A 26,195-nucleotide genomic window follows, 5' to 3' on the forward strand; every position below is an offset into this window, starting at 1 on the left:
TTTCGTTGTGCGAACTGCGCCGGGCTCAGGCGAACCAGAGGCCGAGCTCGCGCGCGGCGGACTCGGTGCTGTCCGAGCCGTGCACCAGGTTCTGCTGCACCTTGAGACCCCAGTCACGACCGAGGTCACCACGGATCGTCCCGGGTGCGGCACTCGTCGGGTCGGTGGTGCCGGCGAGCGAGCGGAAGCCCGCGATCGCACCGTTGCCCGCGACGCGCACGGCGACGACGGGTCCGGACTGCATGAACTCGACGAGCGGCTCGAAGAACGGCTTGCCCTGGTGCTCCTCGTAGTGCGCGTCGAGCAGGTCACGCGGCGCCGTCAGCATCTTCAGGTCGACGATCTCGTAGCCCTTGGCCTCGATCCGGCGGAGGATCTCACCGGTGAGCTGGCGGGCGACGCCGTCGGGCTTGACGAGGACGAGGGTCTCTTCGAAGTCGGACACGCAGTACTCCCTGGGGTTCGGGGGTGGATGTGGTCAGTCCTCGGCAGCGGCGCGCCGGGCGGCGTTCATCCGGTCGAGCTGTCCGCCCTTGACGAAGCAGAACACCCACAGGACCAGGAACACCAGGCCCACGACGAACATGAACGGTTCGATGAAGCCGGTGGCGAGGATGGCCGCCTGGAGCAGCCACCCGAACCATACACCGGCACGGGTGCCCGTCATCCGCGACGCGAGCGCCAGGACGATCATCGCGCCGATGCCGCCGCCGAAGGCCCATCCGGCGGGCAGCGTGTGCTTGCCGAAGACCACGAGCATCGGGAAGAAGAACATGATCGCCTCGAGGACCAGCGCGATCGAGGTGAGGCTCTCCTGCGCGCCGCGTTCGTGACGCGGTCGCCTGGCCGGCCGGGAGGCTCGTGGTGCGTCCGTCACTTCGCCCCGCTTTCCTGGTGCACCAGGTCCATGACGGCGCCCACCATCACGATGGAGCCGGCGACGAGCACCATGGCGTCCTCGGCCTCCGCCTCGTCCGCCAGGTCGCGCGCTTCCTGCAGGGCCTGGGCGAGGGCCGGCTCGACGACCACACGGTCGATGCCGACCTCGTCCACGACGACCCGGGCGAACTCGTCGGCGTCGAGCGCCCGCTCCCCCGGCGGCTGCGTGACGACGAAGGTCTGGATCGTGTCCTTGAGCGCCCGGACGAAGCCGCGGGCGTCCTTGTCGGCGAGGATGCCGACGACGCCGACGACGTGGCCGGACGGGAACGCGACGGGCAGTGCCTCGGCCAGGGCCCTGGCGCCGTGCGGGTTGTGCGCGGCGTCGACGACCACGGTCGGCTCCTGGGCGATCGGCTGGAGCCGGCCAGGGCTCGTGGCGCCGGCGAGCCCCTCGCTGAGGACGTCCTCGTCGAGGGCCTGGGTGCCGCGGCCGATGAAGGACTCGACCGCGGCGATCGCCACTGCGGCGTTGTGCGCCTGGTACCCGCCGAAGAGCGGCACGAACAGGTCGTCGTAGCGCCCGGCGATGCCCTGCACCGTGATGAGCTGGCCGCCGACCGCGGGGGTCACTTCGACGACACTGAACCCTGCACCCTCGACGGCGAGCGTGGACTCGGTGAGCTCGGCGGCGCGCTCGAGTTCGGCGAGCGCCTCCGGCACCTGCGCGCTCGACACGACGGCGGAGGAGGGCTTGACGATCCCCGACTTGGTGCGGGCGATCTCGGCGACGGTGTTGCCGAGCTGCTTGGCGTGGTCGATCGCGATCGGGGTGAACACCGCGACCTGGCTCTGCACGACGTTCGTGGAGTCCCACTCGCCGCCCATGCCGACCTCGATCACGGCGACGTCGACCGGCGCCTCGGCGAAGCACGCCAGCGCGAGCACGGTCAGCGCCTCGAAGAACGTCAGCGGGAGCTCGCCCTTGTCGGTGAGCTCCTTGTCGGTCATCTCGAGGATCGGCACGATGTCGTCCCAGTTCTCCACGAACCGGTCCGCGGCGATGGGGGCGCCGTCGATGACGATGCGCTCGCGGATCGACACCAGGTGCGGGCTCGTCATGAGTCCGGTGCGGAGCCCGTGCGCGCGGACGATGCTCTCCGTCATCCGAGCGGTCGACGTCTTGCCGTTCGTGCCCGTGATGTGGATGACCGGGTACGCGAGGTGCGGGTCGCCGAGGAGCTCGACGGCACGACGGGTCGCGGTGAGGCGGTGCTCGGGCGACTGCTCGCCGATCCGGGCGTACAGGGCGGCCTCGACGCGCTTGACCTCGTCGTCGTCACCCCCGTACGGGACCACCTCGGTGGGGTCGGCGTCGCCGGCCGGACCCACCGGGATCTCGATGCCGTCCGGTGTCTGGTCCTCGAAGCCGTTCTCGTCGTCGTCGCTCATGCGCGCTCCACCTCCACGGTCACCTTCGCCCCGTCACCGACCTCGGTGGCCGGGTCGTCCTCCGCGAACACGGCGGCCACCAGCTGCAGCGTCGTCGTCAGGGTCTCGTTCGCGATCAGCTCCTGGTGCGCCTGCACCGCTGCCTCGGCCGTCTCGTCCGCACGGAGCGTCAGGACGATGCGGTCGCTGACGTCGAGGTCGGCCTCGCGCCGGGCCTGCTGCACGGCACGGACGACGTCGCGGGCCAGGCCCTCGGCCTCGAGCTCCGGGGTGGTCACGGTGTCGAGCACCACGAAGCCGCCCTCGTCGAGGAACGCCACCACGGTCGACTCGTCGGCCACGGTGAGGTCGAGCGTGTACTCGCCCTCGACCAGGTCGATCCCGCCGACGGTGACGCCGGACTCGGTCGCGACCCAGTCGCCCTTCTTGGCGGCCGGGATGACCTGCTGCACCTGCTTGCCGATGCGGGGGCCGGCGGCGCGGGCGTTGACGGTGAGCTTCCGCTCGATGCCGTACTGCGCGAGGGACTCCTCCGCCTGGGGCTCGAGGACGACCCGCTTGACGTTGAGCTCGTCGCGGAGGATGTCCACGAACGGCTCGACGGCGGCGGTGTCCGGCACCACGAGCGTCAGCGTCGCGAGCGGCAGCCGGACGCGCTTGCCGGTGGCCTTGCGGAGCGCGAGCCCCTTCGAGGCGACGTCGCGGACGCGGTCCATCGCGGCGACGAGGGCGTCGTCCGCGGGGAACTCGGACGCGTCCGGGAAGTCCTCCAGGTGCACGCTGCGACCACCGGTCAGGCCCTTCCAGACCTCCTCGGTGACGAGGGGTGCGAGCGGGGCGGCGACCCGGGCGAGCGTCTCGAGCACGGTGTACAGCGTGTCGAACGCGGCCTTCGCGGACTCCGACGATCCGGCGCCGAGCCAGAACTTGTCCCGCGAGCGGCGGACGTACCAGTTCGTCAGCACGTCGGCGAAGTCGCGGATGGCCTGCGCGGCGAGCGGGGTGTCGAGCGCGTCGAGGTGCTTCGTGACGTCCTCGACGAGCACGCGGGTCTTCGCGAGGAGGTACCGGTCGAGCACGTCGGTGCTCGTGGTGCTGCGCGAGGCCCCGTACCCCTCGGATGTCGCTGCGCCGTCGTCGCCCGACGCGTTCGCGTACAGCGTGAAGAAGTAGTACGTCGACCAGAACGGCAGCAGGAACTCGCGGACGCCCTGGCGGATGCCCTCCTCGGTGACGACGAGGTTGCCGCCGCGGATCACCGACGACGACATCAGGAACCAGCGCATCGCGTCGGCGCCGTCGCGGTCGAACACCTCGGAGACGTCCGGGTAGTTCCGGAGCGACTTCGACATCTTCTGCCCGTCGGAGCCGAGCACGATGCCGTGGCTGACCACGTTGCGGAACGCCGGACGGTCGAACAGTGCCGTCGACAGCGCGTGCATGACGTAGAACCAGCCGCGGGTCTGCCCGATGTACTCGACGATGAAGTCCGCCGGGTTGTGGGTGTCGAACCACTCGCGGTTCTCGAACGGGTAGTGCACCTGGGCGTACGGCATCGACCCGGAGTCGAACCACACGTCGAACACGTCGGTGATGCGGCGCATCGTGGACGCACCCGTGGGGTCGTCCGGGTTCGGCCGGGTGAGGTCGTCGATGAACGGGCGGTGCAGGTCGACCTCGCCGTCGCCGTTCAGCGGCAGCCGGCCGAAGTCGCGCTCGATCTCCTCGAGCGAGCCGTAGACGTCCTGCCGCGGGTACGCCGGGTCGTCGGAGACCCACACCGGGATCGGCGTGCCGAAGTAGCGGTTGCGGGACACCGACCAGTCGATGGCGTTGCCGACCCACTTGCCGAACTGGCCGTCCTTGATGTTCTCCGGGACCCAGGTGATGTCCTGGTTCAGCTCGCCCATCCGGTCGCGGAACTCGGTGACGCGGACGAACCACGACGAGACGGCCTTGTAGATGAGGGGCTTGCGGCAGCGCCAGCAGTGCGGGTAGCTGTGCTCGTAGGACGCCTGGCGCAGCAGCCGTCCGGCATCGCGCACGGCCTTCGTCAGCGGCTTGTTCGCGTCCGACCAGAGCTGGCCGGCGACGAGCGGGAACTGGGACGTGAAGACGCCGCCCTCGTCGAGGGACAGCACGACGGGGATGCCGGCGGCGGCGCAGACCACCTGGTCGTCGGCGCCGTACGCCGGAGCCTGGTGCACGATGCCGGTGCCCTCGCCGGTCTCGACGTAGTCGGCGACGAGGACCTGCCAGGCGTGCTCCATGCCCTCGGTTTCGGCGAGGTCGTCGAAGAGGCGCTCGTACCGGACGCCGTCGAGTTCGGCGCCCTGCAGCTCGCGCGTGACGGCCGCGACAGCGGCCTCCGGCGACTCGTACCCGAGGTCCTTCGCATAGGCGGCCACGGTGTCCGACGCCAGCATGTACTGGACGGAACCGGCGTCGCTGCCGTCAGCCGAGCCTCCCGGCCCTGCCGGCAGCACCACGTACGTGACCGCCGGTCCGACTGCCAGCGCGGCGTTCGTCGGCAGCGTCCACGGGGTCGTCGTCCAGGCGAGGGCACGGACGCCGTCGAGTCCGAGTTCCGAGGCGCGGGCGCCCTGCAACGGGAACGACACCGTGACCGACTGGTCCTGGCGCATCTGGTAGACGTCGTCGTCCATGCGCAGCTCGTGGTTCGACAGCGGCGTCTGGTCGTTCCAGCAGTACGGCAGGACCCGGAAGCCCTCGTACGCCAGCCCCTTGTCCCAGAGCTGCTTCCACGCCCAGAGGACGCTCTCCATGTACGTGACGTCGAGCGTCTTGTAGTCGTTCTCGAAGTCGACCCAGCGCGCCTGACGGGTGACGTACTCCTGCCACTCGTCGGTGTACTGCAGCACGGACTTCTTCGCGGCGGCGTTGAAGACGTCGACGCCCATCTCGTCGATCTCGTGCTTCTCGGTGATGCCGAGCTGGCGCATCGCCTCGAGCTCGGCGGGGAGCCCGTGGGTGTCCCAGCCGAAGCGGCGGTGCACCTGCTTGCCGCGCATCGTCTGGTAGCGCGGGAAGACGTCCTTGGCGTAGCCGGTCAGCAGGTGGCCGTAGTGCGGCAGGCCGTTGGCGAACGGCGGGCCGTCGTAGAAGACCCACTCGTCGCAGCCGTCGCGCTGGTCGATCGAGGCCTGGAAGGTGTCGTCGCCCTTCCAGAAGGCGAGGATGCCCTGCTCGACGGCGGGGAAGCTCGGGGACGGGGTGACGCCGGCAGCGGCGTCGGTCGCGTCAGCACGGCCAGTCGTTTCAGCACGATTGAGGGGGTAGCGCACCGCGGGGCTCCTGTGGGTTGCCGGTTCAGGACCACGAGGACGGAGCATGCACTCCGCGGTACCACCTCGCTTGCCGTCCGGGACACCGGAACGGCCGCTCGTCGTCGGGGATGGTGACGGTCCCGAACCCGCCCGGCTCTACTGACGGACCGCTTCGTGTGCGTCCCGCGTTCTTCCGGGAGCTCCCCGGTGATGGCCGGATCAGTGCTCTTGGTACGGGAGTTTACCGGACGGGAGCATGCTTGAGGGATGCCCTCGTCTGATCAGCAGCAGGATCGTCCCGAATCCCTGCTCACCGTCGTCGTCGCGTTCGGTGCGAACCTGCTCGTCGCCATCGCCAAGTCGATCGCCGCACTCCTGTCCGGATCCGCGTCGATGGTGGCCGAGGCGGCGCACTCGTGGGCCGACACCGGGAACGAGATCTTCCTGCTCATCGCCGAGCGCCGGGGCGCGAAGCAGCGTGACGTGGCGCACCCGCTCGGCTACGGCCGCGAGACCTACATCTGGTCGATGTTCGCCGCGTTCGGGCTGTTCACCGCTGGCGCGATCGTGTCCATCTCCCACGGCATCTCCGAGCTGGGCGAGACCGGTCCGGCCGAGGACGTCACCCTGAACTACATCGTGCTGGCCGTGTCGTTCTGCCTCGAGGGCACGAGCTTCCTGCAGGCGTACCGGCAGGCGCACGGTGCCGCGACGAAGCGTCGGGTGCCGGTGCTGCGGCACGTGCTGCAGTCCTCGAACCCGACGCTCCGCGCGGTGTTCGCCGAGGACGCGGCCGCGCTCGTCGGCCTCGTCATCGCCTTCCTCGGGGTGTTCCTGCACCAGGTCACCGGGCTGGCGGTCTTCGACGCGATCGGCTCGATCGCGGTCGGCATCCTGCTCGGCGTCGTCGCGATCGTCCTCATCGACCGCAACCGCCGGTTCCTGCTCGGGGAGAGCACCTCGCCGGAGCTGGAGAACGCGGTGCTGGTCGAGCTGCTCTCCCGCGAGCAGATCGAACGCGTGACGTACCTGCACCTGGAGTTCGTCGGGCCGTCGCGGGTCTACCTCGTCGCCGCGATCGACCTGACCGGCAACGAGGACGAGTCGCACGTGGCCGTCCGGCTGCGCGACGTCGAGAAGTCACTCGAGGAGAGCCAGTACATCGAGGAAGCAGTCCTCACCCTGAGCCTGCCCGGCGACGAGTCCCTGGTGCCGACCGACGCCGAGGTCCCCGACGTCGTGCGCGACGGCACCGCGGAGGACGTCGCATCGGGCGGGGCGGGCACGCTCCGCACCGACTGACGGCGCCGCACCGACGGACGGCGCCGCGGCGTCAGCGCGCGTCGAGGCCGGCGGCGACCGGCGTCAACGCCGCACCGACGTACTCCACGAGCGGGCGCCGAGCCACTCCGTCCGCGACCCACACCCCGAAGGCAGCGGCAGCGGCGCCGAGCATCGCGCCGGCGACGGTCTGCGGCCAGAGCGACCCCGCGTACTCCCCCGTCCGCCGGGCGACGAACGCCGCGACGGCCCCGTGCTGCGCCATCACCCGGGCCGCGACGCTGCCCACGAGCTCCGGCCCGATCCCCATCACCTCGGCCTGCGCGATCGCCCACGGGACCCGCTCGGGGTCGTGCGCCCGGGCGGCGGCGAGCAACGCGCTCTCCACCGCTCGCACCGCGGACGGGTCGTCCGACGCCGCCAGCAACGCGGGCAGCGCTCCGACCGCGGCGTCGAGCTCGAGCCACATCACGTCGGACTTCGCCGGGAAGTAGTTGAAGAACGTCGCGCGGCTCACCCCGGCGCGTGCGGCGATCTGGTCGACCGTGGTCCGGCCGTAGCCCTGCTCCAGGAACAGCTCGGCGGCGGCGTCCGCGAGCACCTCGGCGCTCGAGCGTCGCGGCCGTCCCCCACGGCGGATCGGTTCGTCCATGGGGTCCAGTAAACAACTAGACTCGTCGAGCCATGATCTTGGACCCAGTACAGAAAACCCGAAGGATCGGTGCCCTCGCCGGTGCCGTCGCCGTCCTCCTCACGCTGACCGCCTGCACGGGGTCCGGCACGAGCTCCGCCGACGCCACGCCGGAGAACGGCGGCACGCTGACCTACGCCTCCGGCGACGCGGAGCCCACCTGCCTCGACCCGCACGTCGGCGGCAACTACCCGCAGGCGCTGCTGGCGAGCCAGTACATCGAGGAGCTCGTCGGGCTCGACGACGGCAAGCCCACGCCGGCCCTCGCGACGAAGTGGACCACGAGCGACGACGGCAAGACCCTGACGTTCACGCTGCGTCAGGGTGTGTCGTTCACCGACGGCACCCCGTTCGACGCGGCCGCCGTGGTGCGGAACATCGAGCACGTGCAGGACCCGACGACGGCGTCGAGCACGGGCTACCTCGCCCTGCAGTCCATCCAGAAGGCAACGGCCACCGACGACCACACCGTGACGCTGTCGCTCAGCCGTCCGGACAGCGCACTGCTCGAGTCGTTCTCGCAGGCGTGGGTCGGGATGGAGTCCCCGAAGGCACTCGACCGCTCCCAGAAGGAGAACTGCGAGTCCCCCGTCGGCACCGGCCCGTTCGAGATCACGAACTGGAAGCACGGCGACCGCGTGACGCTGGTCCAGAACAAGGACTACTGGGGGAAGACGAAGCCGCGCCTCGACGGCGTCTCCTGGCGCTTCATCCCGGACTCCACCTCGCGCTACGCGGCGCTGCAGTCCGGCCAGGTCGACGTCATCGACAACGCGCAGCCCGACCAGCTCAAGGCCGCGTCCTCGAAGGGCGCCATCCGCGACCTCGACGCGCCCCGACCCGGTGCGTCGAACCGACTCGAGCTCAACTCCGGCCACGGCGTCTTCCAGGACGAAGCCGTGCGCAAGGCGTTCATCGCCGGTGCCGAGATCGACCCGGGCATCCAGAGCCTGTTCCTCGGCACCGCGAAGCGCTCGTACTCGGTGCTGTCGAGCGTCGAACCGTTCGCGTACTCCGACAAGAGCCTGTTCCGGTACCAGCCGGCGACGGCGAAGCGGCTCCTCGACGACGCCGGCTGGAAGGTCGGCTCGGACGGCATCCGCGAGAAGGACGGCAAGCAGCTGACCGTGACGTTCCCGGTGTCGACGAACCAGTCGGTCCCAGCCGAGCGCAGCCTGTTCCAGCAGATCCAGGCATCCGAAGCGAAGGTCGGCATCAAGGTCCAGCTGCAGGAACTCGACCTGTCGAGCTGGTACGCGGCGCTCGCGAAGAACCAGTACGACGTGGTCAGCGCCCCGTACACGAAGGTCGGGCCGGACGTCCTGCGGATCCTCTACGACTCCGCGAGCATCACGCCCGCGCCGTCGGGGTACTTCGCGAACCTCGCGCAGCTCGACGAGCCCGAGCTCGACTCGCTGCTCCAGCGGGCCGCCGAGACCTCGGACCAGAGCACCCGCGCGGACCTGTACGAACAGGCCCAGAAGCGCATCCTCGAGAGCCGGACGGTGCTGCCCCTCTACGACCAGCAGAACCACTTCCTGTACCGCTCGAGCGTCCACGGCATCCGCACCACCCCGGTGTCGACCCCGTGGTTCGGCTCGGCCTGGATCGCGGACTGATCCGGACAGGAGGCACGGCATGCGTCGCGCAGGCCTGAACCGGCCCGGCGGCGGCTCGGCTCCGGCGCAGTGGTCGCGCTGGGTGCTCCGCCGTGCGCTGGGCGGCATCGGCGTGCTCTGGGCGGTCGCGACGATCGTCTTCGTCGCGATCCGGCTCATCCCGGGCGACCCCGCGCTCGCGATCCTCGGCGGCCCCGGGTCGCAGGCATCGGCCGCCGCGGTCGACCAGGTCCGCCACGACTACGGCTTCGACCGACCCGTCGTCGTCCAGTACGCGGTGTTCCTCGGACGCCTGGCGACCGGGCAGCTCGGCGACTCGTACGCGTTCCGCACGCCGGTGGCCACGCTGCTCGGACAGCAGCTCCCCGTGACGCTCACCCTGGCGGTCGCCGGGCTCGTCGTCGCATGGGCGCTCGCGATCGTCGCCGCGTGGTGGTCGACCCAGCGCGGCCGGTTCGCCGCGGGGCTGACCTCGGCGCTGAGCGTCACCGCCAGCGTGACCCCGCACTTCTGGCTCGGCAGCGTGCTCATCGTCGTCTTCGCGAGCAGCCTCGGGTGGTTCCCGGCGGTGAGCGACGGCACCGTGCGCGGGTGGGTCCTGCCCGTCGTCACGGTGGCCGTCCCCGTCGCCGGGTACCTCGCCGAGACCATCCGAGACGGGGTCGTCGACGCCCAGCGGTCGGCCTTCGCGCTCGCCGCACGCGGGCGCGGCGAGACCCGCGCGGGTGTGTTCGGTCGGCACCTGCTCCGGCACGCCGCACTTCCGGGGATCGCCCTGTCCGCCTGGGCGTTCGGGTCGCTCGTGTCCGGGGCCGTCGTCGTCGAGTCGGTGTTCGCGCTGCCCGGCATCGGGCGGGCCCTGGTCACCGCGGTCACGCAGCGCGACATGCCCCTCGTCGTGGGCATCGCGATGGTGTCGGCGCTCGCGTACGTCGTCGTGCTCGCCGTCGCCGACGTCCTCGAGCGCATCGTCGATCCCCGCGGCCGACAGTCGGGGCCGCCACGCGTGCGGACGCGCCACGAGGCGGGGGCGCGATGAGCGGGATCGCCGAACCGAGCCTCCAGGCCGGCGCGCACCCGGGAGACGGGACCCGACGGTCCGAGCGAGTCCGTGGGGGGACGCTCGGGCCGGCCGGGATCCTGGCGGCGGCCGTGGTGGCGCTCGCCGTCGTCGCTGCGGTGTGGCCGGCGCTGCTCGGCGGCGGCGACCCGCTCGCCGTGCACCCGGCGCAGGCGCTGCAGGCCCCGAGTTGGTCGAGTCTGTTCGGCACCGACGAGTCCGGGCGGGACGTCCTGGCGCGGGTCGTCGCCGGGACGAGGGCGAGCCTCGTGGTCGGGGTCGTCGCCACGCTGGTCGGCGGTGGCCTCGGGGTTGTGCTCGGCGTCGCGGCCGGCCTCGGCGGCCGTGTCGTCGACGCCGTCATCGGGCGGATCACCGAGGTCGCGTTCGCGCTCCCGCTGCTCCTCGTCGCACTGGTCGTCATCGCCGTGACCGGCCCCGGCCCGGTGCCCGCGATGCTCGCCGTCGGGTTCGCCACGGCACCCGGGTACGCGCGCATCGTCCGTGGCCTGGTCCGATCGGCTCGGTCCTCCCAGGTCGTCGAGACCGCCGTGCTGCTCGGGCGCTCCCCCGCACGCATCGTCGTGCGGCACGTGCTGCCGGCGGCGCTCTGGCCGGTCGTCGCGGTCGGGACGCTCGGCATCGGGCAGGCGATCGTGTGGGCTTCTGCGCTCAGCTACCTCGGCGTCGGCACGCCACCGCCCGCTCCGGAGTGGGGCGCGATGCTCGCCGACGGGCGGACCTACCTGCAGACAGCGCCATGGATGAGCACCTTCCCCGGCCTCGCGATCGTCGTGCTCGCGACCGCGGTGACGGTGCTCGGCCGGGCCATCCGACGAACGGGAGTGGTGCGATGAGCGTGTTGGGTGTCGAGGGGCTGTCCGTCTCGATCGGCGGCGCGCCGGTCGTCCGCGACGTCGCGCTGCACGTGGACCCCGGCGAGTGCGTCGCGCTGGTCGGCGCGTCCGGCTCTGGCAAGACCGTCACCGTCAGGGCTCTGCTCGGCCTGTCCGCGCCAGGCTCCGCCGTCCGCGCGGACCGACTCGAGGTCGCCGGGTTCGACACCCGCGCGTTCTCGGAACGACGGTGGCGAGCGGTCCGAGGGTCACGGGTCGGCTACGTCGGCCAGGAGGCACTTGGTGCGTTGGACCCGCTGCGTGCCGTCGGGCGCGAGGTCGGCGACGCCCTGCGGCTGCACACGGAGATGAGCGCTCGCGAGCGGGTGGACGCCGTGCGCTCCGCGCTCGACGCGGTCGGGCTCGACCCGGCGATCGCGGCGGACGGTCGGCTCGCGGGGACCCTGTCCGGCGGGATGCGGCAGCGCGCGCTCATCGCCGCCGCGACCATCGGCTCGCCGGTGCTCGTCGTGGCGGACGAACCGACCACGGCGCTCGACGCGGGTGTTGCTGTCCGCGTGATGGAGCAGCTCCGGACAGCGCAACAGCAGGGCGCGGGGCTGCTCGTCGTGACGCACGACCTGGGGCTCGTCGCCGGGTGGGCCGACCGTGTCGTGGTGATGGACGGCGGGCGGATCGTCGAGCAGGGGCCGGTGACGCAGGTCCTCCGATCCCCCACCCACCCGGTCACCCGGGCACTCGTCGCCGCTTCGGCCGCCGGGCGCACCGCGGCGCCGCGGCCGGTCGTCGGCGCTGCTGCCGCCGTGCTCGAGACGACGGACCTCCGGAAGTCGTACGACCGGGTCGACGCCGTCACGGGGGTGTCGTTCGGACTCCGGCGTGGGCGGACACTCGGTGTCGTCGGGGCGTCCGGGTCCGGCAAGACGACGCTCGTGCGCATGCTGCTCGGGCTCGAGGCGCCGGACACCGGCACGGTCACGCTCGACGGCGCTCCCTGGGCACCCCTCCCCGAGCGTGAGCGACGGGCACGCCGCCGCCGGGTGTCCGCCGTCGTGCAGGACCCCGGCGCGACCTTCGACGAGCGGTGGAACGTCGAGCGGGTGCTGGCGGACGCGATGTCCGGCGGCGACGCACGGCGGGCGACCGGGTCGCTCGACGCCCGCGTCGACGAGGCCCTGGGACAGGTCGACCTCGACCCCGCGATCCGCGGCCGGTCGCCGCTGACGCTGTCCGGCGGGCAACGGCAGCGCCTGGCCATCGCCCGTGCGCTGGCGACGGGGCCGGACGTGCTCGTGCTCGACGAACCCGTCACGGCGCTCGACGCCACGGTGCAGGACGCCGTGATGGGCCTCCTGGAACGGCTCCGCGACGAGACCCGTGTCGCGATGGTGTTCGTGTCGCACGACCTCCGTGCGGTCCGGCGCATCGCGGACGACGTCCTGGTGATGCACGGCGGTGCCGCGGTGGAACACGGCCCGGCCGCCGAGGTGTTCGCACGCCCGACGCACGCCGTGACCGCGGGGCTCGTCCGTGCCGCCGAGCGGCTGTCGGCCGGCCCGAGGTCCGCCGCCGCGTAGCTCGCACGTCGGCCGGTCCTCGCGCGTCGGTCGGGCCGCGCACGTCGGTCGGTCCCGCGAAAGCGACAGTGTCCCGGATCGCGCCACAGCCACTACCGCGAAAGCGACAGTGTCCCGGCGAAAACGGCCGGGACACTGTCGCTTTGGCGCAGGGGCGGAGAGCCGCCCACGCGGATCAGGAGCCGGACGGCGCCTTGTCCGTGTCGGCCGAGATGATCGGGATCTCGCTGGTCGAGAACTCCTTCGCCCAGTCGGACTGCGCGAAGTCGGACGACGGGTCGTTGTACTCGTCGATGACCTGCGCGACCTCTTCCTCCGAGGCCACCGTCGGGCCGGAGCCCATGAGCGGCGTCGACGCGGTCTCCTTCGTGAAGTACACCGCCACGAGGCCGATCACGGCTGCTGCCATCAGGTAGAACGCCGGGATGTCCTCGGCCCAGCCGAAGCCGGCGTCCTTCGCGCTGTTGATGAGCGCGGCGGTCGCGAGCGGGGTGGTGCCACCGAAGAGCGAGACGGACACGTTGAACGCGATCGCCAGCGCGCCGTAGCGGATGATCGTCGGGAAGAGCGCGGGGAGCGTCGAGGGCATCGTCGAGGTGAAGGTGACGAGCACCACTCCGAGGATGAGCAGCCCGAAGAACACGCCGACGCCGGTACCGGACTGCACGAGCTGCAGCGCCGGCCACGAGAACAGGAAGAACCCGATGCAGCCCGCGGCGAGCACGGGACGACGGCCGAACCGGTCGGACAGGCGACCACCGAACGTGATGACGACCATCATCAGGATCATCACGATGACGATGAGGATCAGACCGAAGGTGGCGTTCTGGCCGAGGTTCTGCTCGAGGTAGGTCGGCATGTACGACAGGAGCATGTAGTCGGACACGTTGAAGACCAGCACCAGGCCGATGCAGACGATGAGCGCGCGCCAGTTGGTGGCGAAGAGCTTGAGGAACGGCGTCTTCTGCGACTCGCGCTCGGCGGCCTGCTCCTGCTGCTTCTGGAAGGCCGGGGTCTCCTCGAGCTTCAGGCGCAGGTACAGCCCGATCAGGCCGAGCGGGCCGGCGACGATGAACGGGATGCGCCAGCCCCAGCTGAGCAGGGCGTCCTCGGACAGGCCGAACTGCAGGCCGGTGACGATCGACGCGCCGAGCACGTACCCGGCCAGGGTGCCGAACTCGAGCCACGAACCCATGAACCCTCGGCGCTTGTCCGGGGAGTACTCGGCGATGAACGTCGCGGCGCCGCCGTACTCGCCACCGGTCGAGAAGCCCTGCACGAAGCGGGCGACGAGGAGCAGCACGGGTGCCCAGAAGCCGATCGTGTCGTACGACGGGATCAGGCCGATCATGAGCGTGCCGGCGGCCATCAGGATCATCGTCAGGGCGAGGACCTTCTGCCGGCCGATCTTGTCGCCGATCGGGCCGAAGACGGCACCACCGATCGGGCGGACGATGAACGCGGCGGCGAAGAACCCGAAGGTGGCGACGATGTTCGCGGCGGGGTCACCCTGCGGCAGGAAGACCTTCGAGATGGTGACGGTGAGGTAGGCGAAGATGCCGAAGTCGAACCACTCCATCGCGTTGCCGAGTGCGGCTGCGGCGACGGCGCGCTTGAGGAGCGACTCCTCGACGACGGTGACGTCGTCCGTGGTCAGCTTCCGGCGAGCGCGCTTCGCAGCGCCCTTCGTGCGCAGCGGCCGATCGCCGTGCGACTGGGGTGCGTTGTTCGGTGTCAAGTGTGTTCCTCCGGTGTGCTGAGCGTCCTTCGGGGGTCCGACGGGACGGCGACGTTGCAGCTCCTACGAGCTCGCGCTCGCCGGACAAACCCCGACAGACTAACAGCTTCGGGACTTGTCCGCGAGGGGGCCGCGTGGTAAGCGTGCCGCCCGCTCGCCGGTCCCGGTACGATCGAACGAACCACGTGTCACGCGTGGACACTCAGGCACCTCATCACGGACTCGGTGCCGCACATATCGATCGAAAGGCGCAGCCATGACCAAGCCCATGCCCGACAAGCCCACGGTGGACGGACTCGAGCAGGTCTGGGGACCGGTCTGGGACGACCAGGGCACGTACCGGTTCGACCGCGACGCCGCCGGAGACCGCAGCAACGTCTACTCGATCGACACCCCGCCGCCGACCGCCTCCGGCTCGCTGCACATCGGCCACGTGTTCTCGTACACGCACACCGACCTCAAGGCCCGGTTCGAGCGCATGCGCGGCAAGCAGGTCTTCTACCCGATGGGCTGGGACGACAACGGTCTCCCCACCGAGCGTCGCGTGCAGAACTACTACGGCGTCCGCTGCGACCCGCAGCTCCCCTACGACCCGATGTTCGTCCCGCCGTTCGAAGGCGGCGACAACAAGTCGTCGAAGGCCGCCGACCAGATCCCGGTGTCGCGCCGCAACTTCATCGAGCTGTGCGAGCGCCTCACCGTGCAGGACGAGCAGCAGTTCGAGCACCTCTTCCGCACGCTCGGCCTGTCCGTGGACTGGACGCAGTCGTACCGCACGATCGACGACACCTCCCGCGCCAGCGCGCAGCGTGCGTTCCTCCGGAACCTCGAGCGCGGCGAGGCCTACCAGGCCGACGCCCCGACGCTCTGGGACGTCACCTTCCGCACCGCGGTCGCGCAGGCCGAACTCGAGGACAAGGAGATGCCCGGCGCGTACCACGGCATCGCCTTCCACCGCACGGACGGTCAGGGCGACATCGTCATCCAGACCACCCGCCCGGAGCTCCTGCCGGCGTGCGTCGCCCTCGTCGCGCACCCGGACGACGAGCGGTTCCAGGACCTCTTCGGCACGACGGTCCGCTCCCCCCTGTTCGACGTCGAGGTCCCGGTCCTCGCGCACCACCTCGCGCAGAAGGACAAGGGCGCCGGCATCGCCATGGTCTGCACGTTCGGTGACACCACGGACGTCGTGTGGTGGCGCGAGCTGCAGCTGCCGAACCGCGCGATCATCGGGTTCGACGGCCGCGTGCGCTCCGACGAGCCGGCCTGGATCGAGTCGGAGGGCGGCAAGGCCCTCTACGCCGAGATGGCCGGCAAGACCGTGTTCTCGGCGAAGAAGGTCGTCGTGGACGCCCTGACCGAGTCCGGCGACCTGGTCGGGGACATCAAGACCATCCAGCACCCGGTGAAGTTCTTCGAGAAGGGCGACAAGCCCCTCGAGATCGTCTCCACGCGCCAGTGGTACATCGTGAACGGCGCTCGCGACGAGGACCTCAAGGCCACGCTCCGGAAGCGCGGCGAGGAGATCGCCTTCCACCCGGACTTCATGCGCGTCCGTTACGACAACTGGGTCGGCGGCCTCTCGGGCGACTGGCTCATCTCGCGCCAGCGCTTCTTCGGTGTGCCGCTGCCCGTCTGGTACCCGCTCGACGCCGACGGCAACCCGGTGTTCGACCAGCCGATCGTCCCGACTGAGGCGCAGCTGCCCGTCGACCCGGCGTCCGAACCGGCTCCCGGCTACACCGAGGACCAGCGCGGCGTCGCCGGCGGGTTCCAGGGTGAGCTCGACGTCATGGACACCTGGGCGACCTCGTCGCTGACCCCGCAGCTCGCGGGCAAGTGGGAGACCGACCCGGCGCTCTACGACCTCGTCTACCCGTACGACGTCCGCCCGCAGGCGCAGGACATCATCCGCACGTGGCTGTTCACGACGGTGCTCCGCAGCCAGCTCGAAGCCGATGTCGTGCCGTGGAAGAACGCGTCGATCTCCGGCTTCATCGTGGACCCCGACCGCAAGAAGATGTCGAAGTCCAAGGGCAACGTGGTCACCCCGCTCTCGATCCTCGAGCAGCACGGCGCCGACGCGGTCCGCTACTGGGCGGCCTCGTCGAAGCTCGGCACGGACGCGGCGTTCGACGCGCAGAACCCGAAGCAGATCAAGGTCGGTCGGCGTCTGGCGATCAAGGTGCTCAACGCGGCGAAGTTCGTCTACGGCTTCGAGCTGCCGACCGGCGCGCACCAGGTGACCGAGGCGCTCGACATCGACATGCTCGCCGCCCTGCGCACCACGCTCGAGCAGGCGACCACGGCGTTCGACGGCTTCGACCACGCCCGCGCTCTCGAGGTCACCGAGCGCTTCTTCTGGACGTTCTGCGACGACTACCTCGAGCTCGTCAAGGAGCGCGCGTACGGCACCGCGCCGGACGCGACGCACGAGACCCAGGCGAGCGCCGTCCTGGCGCTCCGCGCCGCCATCGACGTGCAGCTCCGTCTGCTCGCACCGTTCCTGCCGTTCGCGACGGAGGAAGTGTGGGCCTGGACCCACGACACCAGCGTGCACCGAGCCTCCTGGCCGACCGCCGCCGACCTGCCGGTCGACGCGGCCGAGACCGGTCTCCTCGCCGCCGTCGGGCAGGCGCTCATCGGGATCCGCGGTGCGAAGACGGCTGCCAAGGCGTCCCAGAAGACGCCGGTGACGCGCGCGGTGGTCGCGGCCCCGGCCGAGACGCGGGAGCTCGTCGAGCGCGCAGCGGTCGACCTGGCGGCCGTCGGCCGCATCCAGGACCTGTCGTTCGTCGACGGTCCGGAACTCGCGGTCACCGAGATCGAGCTGGCCGAGCAGCCCGCGTAGGGTCGCGTCGGAGACGGACAGGAGGCCCTGATGCAGTTGGGTACGCGCTGGAACGTGGGTGGGGAACCACCGGCACGGCTCGTGGAAGCGCTGGTCGTGGCGGTCCGGACCGTCGAGGACGAGCTGGCCGCGGAGGCGGTCGACACCACGGGCTGGGGGTGGACGCTGACCTTCCTGGAGGGCAAGCCGCGCGTCGAGCTCGACGACGGCACGTCGATCCACCTCGACGCGCTCGGGCACGCCCAGGTGACGAACCCGGACGACGCTCCCGAGGAGGACTGAGCGCCCGCCCGCGAGCCGCGGCCGCCCGCGCGTGTTCGCCCGCGTTCGCCCGCGTTCGCACAACCGAAAGCACCCCGCACCACGGTTTTCCGCGGTTCGGGGTGCTTTCGGTTGGGCGGGGGGCCGTTCGGGTCAGGCCTTGGCGAGCCAGCCGAGCAGGACCTGGTTCACCTCGGAGGTGTGCGTGGTGAGCAGGCCGTGCGGGGCGCCCTCGATCTCGACGTACTCCGCGTGCGGGAGCGCCTTCGTGAAGCGACGGCCGGTCGCGTCGATCGGCAGGATGTTGTCCGCCGTGCCGTGCACGATGAGTGCCGGGACGGTGACCTTCGGGATGTCCTGACGGAAGTCGGTCGGCCAGGTCAGCGGAGCAGCGGCGCTGGCGATCGAACCGGATCCGGCGGCGACGTTCCAGGCGTTGCGGACGGCCTCTTCGGAGATGCGCGAGCCGAGGTTCTCCGACAGGTTGAAGAAGTCCTGGTAGAAGTTCGTGAAGTACGCGTACCGGTCCTGCTTCACGTCGGCAGCGATGCCCTCGAAGAACGACATCGGGCCGGCGCCGTCTGGGTTGTCGTCGGTGATCGCGAGGAACGGCTCGAGCGAGGCGAGGAACGCGACCTTCGCGATCCGCTCTTCACCGTGACGGCCGATGTACCGGGCGATCTCGCCGGTGCCCATCGAGAAGCCGACGAGGATGACGTCGCGCAGGTCGAGCGTCTCGAGCACGGTGTGCAGGTCGTCCGCGAAGGTGTCGTAGTCGTACCCGGTGCTCGGCTGCGACGACTGGCCGAAGCCGCGACGGTCGTACGTCACGACCCGGTACCCGGCGTCGAGGAGCGGCGGGATCTGCCCTTCCCAGGAGTTGCCGTCGAGCGGGAAGCCGTGGATCAGCACGATCGGCTGCCCGGTCCCCTTGTCCTCGTAGTGCAGCCGGATGTCGGCGCTGTTCTCGGTCCCGACGGTGATCTCACCCATGGTCGTTCCTTCCGTGACGGACTTCGCTCCGAGCGGAGAACGGTCGTTCTCCGTCGATGTGCCCTACAGTAGAGAACGACCGTTCCCCATGCAACTCGGAGACGGTGAACGCACAGCGAACGGGGTACGACATGAGCGCGAACACGATCGAGGCCGACACGAAGGCCCACATCGTCGACGTCGCCGATGCACTCTTCTACGCCCGCGGCATCCAGTCCGTCGGCATGGACGAGATCCGCACGGGCGCCGGCGTCTCCCTGAAGAAGCTCTACGCGGCGTTCCCCGGCAAGGACCAGCTCATCGCCGCCGTCCTCGCGGGACGCCACGAGATCTGGGAGCACGGCATCGAGCAGGCGGTGGACGCCGCGGTCTCGCCCCGCGACAAGCTCCTGGCGATGTACGACTTCCTCGAGTCGTGGTTCGGGGACGACACCTTCCGCGGCTGCGGGTTCATCAACGCGTTCGGCGAGCTCGGTGCGACCTCCCCAGCCGTCGCCTCGATCGCTCGCCGGCACAAGGAGTCCTTCCAAGCCTTCGTCGCGGCACTCACCACTCGTGCCGTCGCCGACCCGGCTGCCGCCGACGAGCTCGCCGCCCAGCTGGCGTTGCTCGCGGAAGGCGCCCAGACCACCGCGGCGATCGCCGGCGACACCGCACCCGCGCGGCACGCCCGTCGCGCCGCCGCCACCCTGATCGACGCCGCGACCCGTCGCTAGGGTGGGGTGATGACGACGCCGTTCGACGAACCGAGTCCCCTGCCGTACGCACTCCCCCCGTTCGACGACGTCCGGCTGGAGCACCACCGCCCGGCGTTCGACGCCGGCATGGCCGAGCAGCGCGCGGAGGTCGAGGCGATCGCTGCGAACCCGGAGCCTGCGACGTTCGACAACACCCTGGTGGCACTCGAGCGTACCGGTCAGCTGCTGTCCCGTGTCAGCATGGTGTTCTTCACGCTGTCGTCCGCCGACTCCACCCCGGAGCTGCACGACATCGAGGCCGAGGTCTCCCCGTTGCTCGCCGCGCACCATGACGCCATCACCCTCGACTCGCGGCTGTACGAGCGGGTGCGGGCTGTCCGGGACACCGCCGCTGCCGAGGGCCTCACCGGCGAGGACCTCCGGCTCGTGGAGCGCACCCACACCGAGATGACCCTCGCCGGCGCCGGGCTCGACGACGCGGGCAAGGAACGCCTGACCGCGATCAACCAGGAGCTCTCGACACTCACCACGACGTTCGAGCGGAACCTGCTCGAGGACACCAACGACTCCGCGGTCCACGTCACCGCCGAGGACGAGCTCGCGGGACTCGACGACGGCGCGAAGTCCGCTGCCGCCGGTGCAGCAGCCGACCGCGGGCTCGACGGCTGGCTCATCACCCTGCCGCTCTACACCGGGCACCCGTGGCTCGCGTCGCTCACCGACCGTGGGCTGCGCGAGCGCATCATGCGTGCATCCCTCGCCAGAGGTCGTCGCGGGAACGAGCACGACAACCGCGAGGTCCTGCTCCGCATCGTCCGGCTCCGGGCCGAACGCGCCGAACTCCTCGGCTTCCCCGACCACGCGTCGGTCGTCACGGCAGACGAGACCGCCGGTGATCCCGCCGCCGTCGCCGGGCTGCTGTCCTCGCTCACACCGGCGGCCGCGCGCAACGCCGAGGACGAGCGCGCGGTCCGGTCCCGCACCGTCGGGTTCGACGTCGAGTCCTGGGACTGGGCGTACGCGACCGAGATCCTCCGCGGCGAGCAGTTCGCCGCGGACAGCTCCGCGATGCGCCCGTACCTCGAGGCCGACCGGGTGCTGCACGACGGCGTGTTCTTCGCCGCCAACGCGCTGTACGGCCTGAAGTTCGCCGAGCGCCCCGACCTGCACGGCTACAACGACGACGTCCGCGTGTTCGAGGTCACCGACGAGCAGGACGCTCCCGTGGGCCTGTACCTGCTCGACCTCTACACGCGCGACGGCAAGCGGGGTGGCGCGTGGATGAACCCCGTCGTCGAGCAGTCGGCACTGATGGGCACCCTGCCCGTCGTCGTGAACAACCTCAACGTCGCGAAGCCCGCCGCCGGGTCCCCGACGCTCCTCATCCAGGACGAGGTCGAGACGCTGTTCCACGAGTTCGGGCACGCGCTGCACGGGTTGATCGCGCGGACGACGTACCCGCGGTTCTCCGGCACGAACGTCGAGCGGGACTTCGTGGAGTTCCCGAGCCAGGTGAACGAGATGTGGGTGTCCTGGCCCGAGGTCCTCGCGAACTACGCGAAGCACCACGAGACCGGCGAGCCGATGCCGCCGGAGCTCGTCCTCGGGCTGAGCGACTCCGCCGGCTTCAACGAGGGATTCGGGACGACCGAGTACCTCGCCGCCGCACTCCTGGACCAGGCGTGGCACCGCCTGTCGAAGGCCAAGGCCGACGCCGTCACGGACGTCGAGGCCTTCGAACGCCAGGCCCTGGCGGACGCCGGGGTCGACGTCGCCGCCGTTCCGCCGCGGTACTCCTCGACGTACTTCGCGCACACGTTCTCTGGCGGGTACGACGCCGGCTACTACGGCTACATCTGGAGCGAGGTGCTCGACGCCGACACCGTGGAGTGGTTCCGCGACCACGGCGGGCTCGACCGCGCTGCCGGGCGCCGCTTCGCCACGCTGCTGCTCGGCGTCGGTGGGTCGAAGGACCCGATCGAGGCCTTCCGCGAGTTCCGCGGCCGCGACGCCGAGGTCGGCCCCCTGCTGCGCCGCCGCGGCCTGGAGTAGCGCGCGGCGCCCCGGGGACGGTCCGGTCGGCCGTTTCGCGCGTAGGGAGTCGTTTCGCGCGTAGGAGGCATGTCGTTCCGACCCCCTACGCGCGAATCGACTTCCCACTCCGAGCGTGATGGGAAGGAACGCGCGTAGGGGAACACCGCGCGCCCCCACGGGAACACCCGCGCGCAGGGACACGCCGCACGCCAACAGGGCCCGCACCGAGACGGTGCGGGCCCTGTTGCGAAGCGGATTCCCCTACGCGGACTTCTCGACGCGCTTGGTCCTCGGCCGCGGGACGATCGTCGGCGCCGCGTTCTCGAGCACCGACTCCCGCGTGACGACGACGCGTGCGACGTCGTCGTCGGAGGGCACGTCGAACATGATCGGCCCGAGCACCTCTTCCATGATCGCTCGGAGCCCACGCGCACCGGTCTGGCGGAGCACCGCGAGGTCCGCGATGGCCTCCAGCGCACCCTGGTCGAACTCGAGCTCGACCCCGTCGATCTGGAACATCCGCTGGTACTGCCGGACGAGCGCGTTCTTCGGCTCCGTCAGGATCTGCATGAGCGCCGACTGGTCCAGCTGCGACACCGTGGTGACGACGGGCAGACGCCCGATGAACTCCGGGATGAGCCCGAACTTGTGCAGGTCTTCCGGCAGGACGTCGGCGAAGAGGTCCTGCTGGTCGAGCGGGCTGTGCAGCGGAGCGCCGAAGCCGATCCCCCGCTTGCCGACCCGGGACGACACGATCTCTTCGAGACCCGCGAACGCACCGGCGACGATGAACAGCACGTTCGTCGTGTCGATCTGGATGAACTCCTGGTGCGGGTGCTTCCGACCACCCTGCGGCGGGACGGAGGCAACCGTCCCCTCGAGGATCTTGAGCAGCGCCTGCTGCACGCCTTCGCCGGACACATCGCGCGTGATCGACGGGTTCTCGGCCTTGCGGGCGATCTTGTCGACCTCGTCGATGTAGATGATCCCGGTCTCGGCGCGCTTGACGTCGTAGTCGGCGGCCTGGATGAGCTTGAGCAGGATGTTCTCGACGTCTTCGCCGACGTAGCCCGCCTCGGTCAGTGCGGTGGCGTCCGCGACGGCGAACGGCACGTTGAGCCGCTTGGCCAGCGTCTGCGCCAGGTACGTCTTACCGCAGCCCGTTGGGCCGATCAGCAGGATGTTGGACTTGGCGATCTCGACGTCGTCGCGGTCTTCGGCGGCGGTGATCTGCCCCTGCGCACGGATGCGCTTGTAGTGGTTGTAGACGGCGACCGCCAGGGCGCGCTTCGCCGGGTCCTGCCCGATGACGTACTCCTGCAGGAAATCGAAGATCTCGCGCGGCTTCGGGAGCTCGAACTCGCCGCTGCCGGTCTCGTCGCTCGCTTCAGCGAGACGCTCTTCGATGATCTCGTTGCAGAGCTCGACGCATTCGTCGCAGATGTAGACGCCGGGACCGGCGATCAACTGCTGCACCTGCTTCTGGCTCTTGCCACAGAAGGAGCACTTGAGGAGGTCCCCGCTCTCTCCGATGCGTGCCATGCTCCGGCCTTCCCTGGTTGACGTGCGCTGCAGTCGACGTGCACTGCAGTCGACGAGCACCACTGCTCGCGTGCACGAGGTCGTCGTGTTGTCGAGCCTAACCGCATCCGGTGACACTGACGGCGACGCCGTGCGCGTTTCCGGGCGCGCGTTCGCCCAGGGCGTGCAGTGCTGCTACGGTGATGCAGTCTTCTCTACAAGTTGTAGAACACCATCCGGAAGGAACCCCATGCAGAAGCGTCTCGCCGCCGGTGGCGCAGTGACCCTCGGCGTCGCCGCCGCGATCGTCCTCGGCACCGCGGCGTCCGCCAGCGCCCACGTCGAGGCGACGAGCACGTCGTCCGCCGCGGGTTCGTACACGACCGCGACCTTCTCCGTCCCGCACGGCTGCGACGGCTCCCCCACGACGAAGCTGCAGTTCCACGTGCCGTCCTCGGTGATCGAGGTCACGCCGACCGTCAACCCGAACTGGGACATCACGAAGGCGACCGAGCCCTACACGAGCCCCTCCGCCTCCGCCGACGACGAGACCGCCGCCGACGCCGGTGAGCGCGTCACGAGCATCACCTACACCGCGAAGACCCCGCTCCCCGCGGACGAGCGCGACACCTTCTCGCTGTCGTTCTCGCTGCCGGACGGCAAGCCGGGCGACGTCGTCGCGATCCCCGTCACCCAGACCTGCGAGCAGGGGTCGACCGAGTGGGACCAGGAGCAGAAGGCGGGCGAGGCCGAGCCGGAGCACCCCGCGCCCTCGATCACGCTGACCGCCGCCTCGACCGGTGACGACGACCACCACGCTGCCGCAGCCACCGACGACGCCACCACAGCGAGCACCTCGACGACGTCCCAGCCCGACCTCGTCGGACGGTTCCTCGGCCTCGGCGGACTCGTCGTCGGCGCGGCCGGCCTCGTGATCGCCGTCGCCGCGACCCGACGCCGCAGCGCCAAGTGACGACCGTCCGTCCGGCAGGTGGCCGGTCCCGGGCCTGGAGGCTCGTGGCCGGCACCGCCGCGTCCGTCGCGATCGCGGGCGGCGCGGTCCTCGGGCTCGCCGGTCCGGCGAGCGCGCACAACTACATGATCGCGTCGACACCGAAGGTCGACGGCACGCTGACGTCCCTGCCGGACGCGTTCGAGATCACCACGAACGACAAGCTGCTCGACATCGGTGGCACCGGGTCCGGCTTCGCCTTCCGGATCGTCGGGCCGGACAAGCGCTACTACGAGGACGGCTGCGTCGCCGTCGACGGCCCGTCGATGACCACGAAGGCCGCGCTCGGTGCCTCCGGCAAGTACGAGGTCGAGTGGCAGATCGTCTCCGCCGACGGCCACACCGTCTCCGACGAGTACGCGTTCACGTGGAAGGCACCCTCGGGGTTCACGCCGGCGAAGGGCTCCGCGAAGCCGCCGACCTGCGCGACCGCCGGGTCGTCGAGCTCGTCGGACACCACGGGCACCGCATCCGGCACGACGGACTCCCCGATGTCCGACGCGATCTGGATCGGCGCCGGCGGCCTGGTACTCGTCGCCGCAGTCGTCGCCGTCCTGCTCCTCCTCCGTCGCCGCCCAGCCCCCACCGACGACGAGGACTGACCCCTGGCGCCCGACGCCTGACGCCCGCGCCCGACGCCCGACCCCTGACGCCCGACCCCTGACGCCTGACCCCTGACCCCTGACGCCTGACGCCTGACGCCTGACGCCTGACGCCTGACGCGACGCTGCCCGGCCCCACTGGTCACAACACCCCGCTCAGCTCCGCCGACCGGTCGAAGCCCGTCGCTCGACAGCCCGCCGGGCGACATTTCCCGACCACTCGGCGGCCAACCAGCGGCGTGTCGTGGCCGTTCGGCGGGTCTCGGGAGCACCGGGCCCCGGCACACCCCGCGCACGCAAGAGGGCCCCCGCACCAGTCGGTGCGGGGGCCCTCTTCGTTCGCTACTTGACGAGTGCGGGGAGGTTCTTCCGGCTCGTCAGGACCTGGTCGATCAGGCCGTACTCGACGGCCTCGGCCGCAGACATGATCTTGTCGCGCTCGATGTCGCTGTTGACCTGCTCCGGCGTCTTGTTGGAGTGCTTCGACAGCGTCTCCTCGAGCCAGGTGCGCATGCGGAGGATCTCCGCCGCCTGGATCTCGATGTCCGACGCCTGGCCGCCACCCTGCTGGGTCGCGGGCTGGTGGATGAGGACGCGGGCGTTCGGCAGGGCCAGACGCTTGCCGGGGGTACCGGCAGCGAGGAGCACCGACGCCGCCGACGCGGCCTGACCGAGGCAGACCGTCTGGATCTGCGGACGGATGTACTGCATCGTGTCGTAGATCGCCGTCATCGCGGTGAACGAGCCACCGGGCGAGTTGATGTACATCACGATGTCGCGGTCCGGGTCCATCGACTCGAGCACGAGCAGCTGGGCCATGACGTCGTCGGCCGACGCGTCGTCGACCTGGACGCCGAGGAACACGATGCGGTCCTCGAACAGCTTCGCGTACGGGTCCTGCCGCTTGTAGCCGTAGGCCGTGCGCTCTTCGAAGCTCGGGAGGATGTACCGATCAGTGGGAGCCGGGACGTTCTGCGCGCCACCGAGCATGGGGAGATGCATTCTCGTTTCCTTTTCTTCGGTGGGGATCAGGACTGGGCGTCGGGGTCGGCTGCCGCGGTGGGGGTCTCGCCGTCGCTGACGGTCCCGCCGCCGCCGATGACCTCGGCGCTGGACGCGCGGAGGTGGTCGACGAAGCCGTAGTCGAGCGCTTCCTGCGCCGTGAACCAGTTGTCGCGGTCGTTGTCCTTGAGGACCTGTTCGACCGTCTTGCCGGTCTGCTCGGCGGTCAGTTCGGCCATCCGCTGCTTCATGTCGAGGATGACCTTCGCCTGCGTCTGGATGTCCGCGGCGGTACCGCCGAAGCCACCGGACGGCTGGTGCAGCAGCACGCGCGCGTTCGGGGTGATGTAGCGCTTGCCCGGCGTGCCCGACGAGAGCAGGAACTGCCCCATCGAGGCGGCGAGGCCGATGCCCACCGTGACGATGTCGTTCGGCACGAACTGCATCGTGTCGTAGATCGCCATGCCGGCGGTGATCGAACCACCGGGCGAGTTGATGTAGAGGTAGATGTCCTTCTCAGGGTCCTCGGCGGCGAGCAGCAGCAGCTTGGCTGCGATCTCGTTCGAGTTGTCGTCGCGGACCTCGGAGCCGAGCCACACGATCCGGTCTCTCAGAAGGCGGTCAAAAACACTGGGGTTCAGTGTCGCTTCGGCCATGGAAAAGCTCCCGTTCAGTTGTCGCTTGATGTCGAACTTATCGGTTGCAACGCATCAGTTCGCGCCTGTTCGCTGTCGGCAATGCGGGTGGCCGGAAATGCGGACGGGAGGCACGGTGCCAGCT

Annotated in this window: 21 protein-coding genes; 11 read left to right on the forward strand and 10 right to left on the reverse strand. The window is 70.4% G+C overall.

What is annotated here, in order from left to right:
• Window positions 1-25: 25 nt before the first annotated feature.
• Genes ndk through ileS form a run of 4 tightly spaced genes read right to left on the reverse strand, consistent with a single transcriptional unit; the run spans window position 26 to window position 5,636 of the window.
• The gene (gene ndk, locus ACEN9V_RS05175; RefSeq protein WP_281267377.1) at window positions 26-445 is read right to left on the reverse strand and encodes a nucleoside-diphosphate kinase; all 420 of its coding nucleotides are present in this window, start codon (window positions 443-445) and stop codon (window positions 26-28) included.
• A gap of 33 nt (window positions 446-478) precedes the next feature.
• Window positions 479-877 (reverse strand): DUF4233 domain-containing protein, encoded by a 399-nt coding sequence (locus ACEN9V_RS05180; RefSeq protein WP_413602401.1) that lies wholly within the window; start codon window positions 875-877, stop codon window positions 479-481.
• On the reverse strand, window positions 874-2,331 hold the full coding sequence (locus ACEN9V_RS05185; RefSeq protein ID WP_413602402.1) for a bifunctional folylpolyglutamate synthase/dihydrofolate synthase: 1,458 nt from the start codon (window positions 2,329-2,331) through the stop codon (window positions 874-876). The genes ACEN9V_RS05180 and ACEN9V_RS05185 overlap by 4 nt, the downstream gene beginning before the upstream one ends.
• A complete protein-coding gene (gene ileS, locus ACEN9V_RS05190) occupies window positions 2,328-5,636 on the reverse strand; it encodes an isoleucine--tRNA ligase (RefSeq protein ID WP_413602403.1) in 3,309 nt (1,102 codons plus the stop codon). The genes ACEN9V_RS05185 and ileS overlap by 4 nt, the downstream gene beginning before the upstream one ends.
• A gap of 249 nt (window positions 5,637-5,885) precedes the next feature.
• On the opposite strand from ileS, the gene ACEN9V_RS05195 reads away from it, so the two are divergent.
• Window positions 5,886-6,920 carry a cation diffusion facilitator family transporter gene (locus tag ACEN9V_RS05195; protein ID WP_413602404.1) on the forward strand — a complete coding sequence of 345 codons (1,035 nt, stop codon included), beginning with the start codon at window positions 5,886-5,888 and terminating at the stop codon, window positions 6,918-6,920.
• A 31-nt stretch (window positions 6,921-6,951) separates the two neighbouring features.
• Here ACEN9V_RS05195 and ACEN9V_RS05200 read toward each other — a convergent pair whose 3' ends face one another.
• Entirely contained in the window at window positions 6,952-7,551 is a 600-nt protein-coding gene (locus ACEN9V_RS05200; RefSeq protein WP_281267372.1) for a TetR family transcriptional regulator, read from the reverse strand.
• Window positions 7,552-7,583: 32 nt separating this feature from the next.
• Here ACEN9V_RS05200 and ACEN9V_RS05205 point away from each other — a divergent pair, with 32 nt between their 5' ends.
• The 4 genes from ACEN9V_RS05205 to ACEN9V_RS05220 are packed head-to-tail and all read left to right on the forward strand — an operon-like array spanning window position 7,584 to window position 12,703.
• Window positions 7,584-9,209, forward strand: a complete 1,626-nt coding sequence (locus tag ACEN9V_RS05205) for an ABC transporter substrate-binding protein (protein ID WP_413602405.1) — start codon at window positions 7,584-7,586, stop codon at window positions 9,207-9,209.
• Window positions 9,210-9,228: 19 nt separating this feature from the next.
• Window positions 9,229-10,248 (forward strand): ABC transporter permease, encoded by a 1,020-nt coding sequence (locus ACEN9V_RS05210; protein WP_413602406.1) that lies wholly within the window; start codon window positions 9,229-9,231, stop codon window positions 10,246-10,248.
• Window positions 10,245-11,126, forward strand: a complete 882-nt coding sequence (locus ACEN9V_RS05215) for an ABC transporter permease (RefSeq protein WP_413602407.1) — start codon at window positions 10,245-10,247, stop codon at window positions 11,124-11,126. Before ACEN9V_RS05210 ends, ACEN9V_RS05215 begins: the two co-directional genes overlap by 4 nt.
• The gene (locus ACEN9V_RS05220) at window positions 11,123-12,703 is read left to right on the forward strand and encodes an ATP-binding cassette domain-containing protein (protein ID WP_413602408.1); all 1,581 of its coding nucleotides are present in this window, start codon (window positions 11,123-11,125) and stop codon (window positions 12,701-12,703) included. The genes ACEN9V_RS05215 and ACEN9V_RS05220 overlap by 4 nt, the downstream gene beginning before the upstream one ends.
• A 175-nt stretch (window positions 12,704-12,878) precedes the next feature.
• On the opposite strand, the gene proP is transcribed toward ACEN9V_RS05220, so the two are convergent.
• Window positions 12,879-14,441 (reverse strand): glycine betaine/L-proline transporter ProP, encoded by a 1,563-nt coding sequence (gene proP, locus ACEN9V_RS05225; RefSeq protein ID WP_413602409.1) that lies wholly within the window; start codon window positions 14,439-14,441, stop codon window positions 12,879-12,881.
• A gap of 256 nt (window positions 14,442-14,697) precedes the next feature.
• Between proP and valS the strand changes: the two genes are divergently transcribed.
• Together valS and ACEN9V_RS05235 are read left to right on the forward strand one after the other, a co-directional pair.
• The gene (gene valS, locus ACEN9V_RS05230; protein ID WP_413602410.1) at window positions 14,698-17,292 is read left to right on the forward strand and encodes a valine--tRNA ligase; all 2,595 of its coding nucleotides are present in this window, start codon (window positions 14,698-14,700) and stop codon (window positions 17,290-17,292) included.
• A 30-nt stretch (window positions 17,293-17,322) separates the two neighbouring features.
• A complete protein-coding gene (locus ACEN9V_RS05235; RefSeq protein WP_413602411.1) occupies window positions 17,323-17,574 on the forward strand; it encodes a hypothetical protein in 252 nt (83 codons plus the stop codon).
• A 132-nt stretch (window positions 17,575-17,706) separates the two neighbouring features.
• On the opposite strand, the gene ACEN9V_RS05240 is transcribed toward ACEN9V_RS05235, so the two are convergent.
• A complete protein-coding gene (locus ACEN9V_RS05240; protein WP_413602412.1) occupies window positions 17,707-18,546 on the reverse strand; it encodes an alpha/beta fold hydrolase in 840 nt (279 codons plus the stop codon).
• Window positions 18,547-18,677: 131 nt separating this feature from the next.
• Between ACEN9V_RS05240 and ACEN9V_RS05245 the strand changes: the two genes are divergently transcribed.
• Complete coding sequence (locus ACEN9V_RS05245; protein ID WP_413602413.1) at window positions 18,678-19,262, forward strand: TetR/AcrR family transcriptional regulator; 585 nt, start codon at window positions 18,678-18,680, stop codon at window positions 19,260-19,262.
• Between the two features lie 9 nt (window positions 19,263-19,271).
• Window positions 19,272-21,296: a M3 family metallopeptidase gene (locus ACEN9V_RS05250; protein ID WP_413602414.1), complete on the forward strand. Its 2,025-nt coding sequence runs from the start codon at window positions 19,272-19,274 to the stop codon at window positions 21,294-21,296.
• A gap of 243 nt (window positions 21,297-21,539) precedes the next feature.
• On the opposite strand, the gene clpX is transcribed toward ACEN9V_RS05250, so the two are convergent.
• Complete coding sequence (gene clpX, locus ACEN9V_RS05255) at window positions 21,540-22,820, reverse strand: ATP-dependent Clp protease ATP-binding subunit ClpX (RefSeq protein WP_281267361.1); 1,281 nt, start codon at window positions 22,818-22,820, stop codon at window positions 21,540-21,542.
• Between the two features lie 229 nt (window positions 22,821-23,049).
• Between clpX and ACEN9V_RS05260 the strand changes: the two genes are divergently transcribed.
• Together ACEN9V_RS05260 and ACEN9V_RS05265 are read left to right on the forward strand one after the other, a co-directional pair.
• A complete protein-coding gene (locus ACEN9V_RS05260) occupies window positions 23,050-23,772 on the forward strand; it encodes a YcnI family protein (protein WP_413602415.1) in 723 nt (240 codons plus the stop codon).
• A complete protein-coding gene (locus ACEN9V_RS05265) occupies window positions 23,769-24,413 on the forward strand; it encodes a copper resistance protein CopC (RefSeq protein ID WP_413602416.1) in 645 nt (214 codons plus the stop codon). The genes ACEN9V_RS05260 and ACEN9V_RS05265 overlap by 4 nt, the downstream gene beginning before the upstream one ends.
• 342 nt (window positions 24,414-24,755) lie before the next feature.
• Here the strand turns inward: ACEN9V_RS05265 and ACEN9V_RS05270 are convergent, their stop codons facing one another.
• Both ACEN9V_RS05270 and ACEN9V_RS05275 read right to left on the reverse strand, forming a co-directional pair.
• Window positions 24,756-25,415 (reverse strand): ATP-dependent Clp protease proteolytic subunit, encoded by a 660-nt coding sequence (locus tag ACEN9V_RS05270; RefSeq protein ID WP_281267358.1) that lies wholly within the window; start codon window positions 25,413-25,415, stop codon window positions 24,756-24,758.
• Between the two features lie 26 nt (window positions 25,416-25,441).
• Entirely contained in the window at window positions 25,442-26,071 is a 630-nt protein-coding gene (locus tag ACEN9V_RS05275; RefSeq protein WP_281267357.1) for an ATP-dependent Clp protease proteolytic subunit, read from the reverse strand.
• Between the last annotated feature and the right edge of the window lie 124 nt (window positions 26,072-26,195).

It is taken from the genome of Curtobacterium sp. Curtsp57 (genome assembly GCF_047324335.1).
In the GTDB taxonomy this organism is placed as follows: Bacteria; Actinomycetota; Actinomycetes; order Actinomycetales; family Microbacteriaceae; genus Curtobacterium.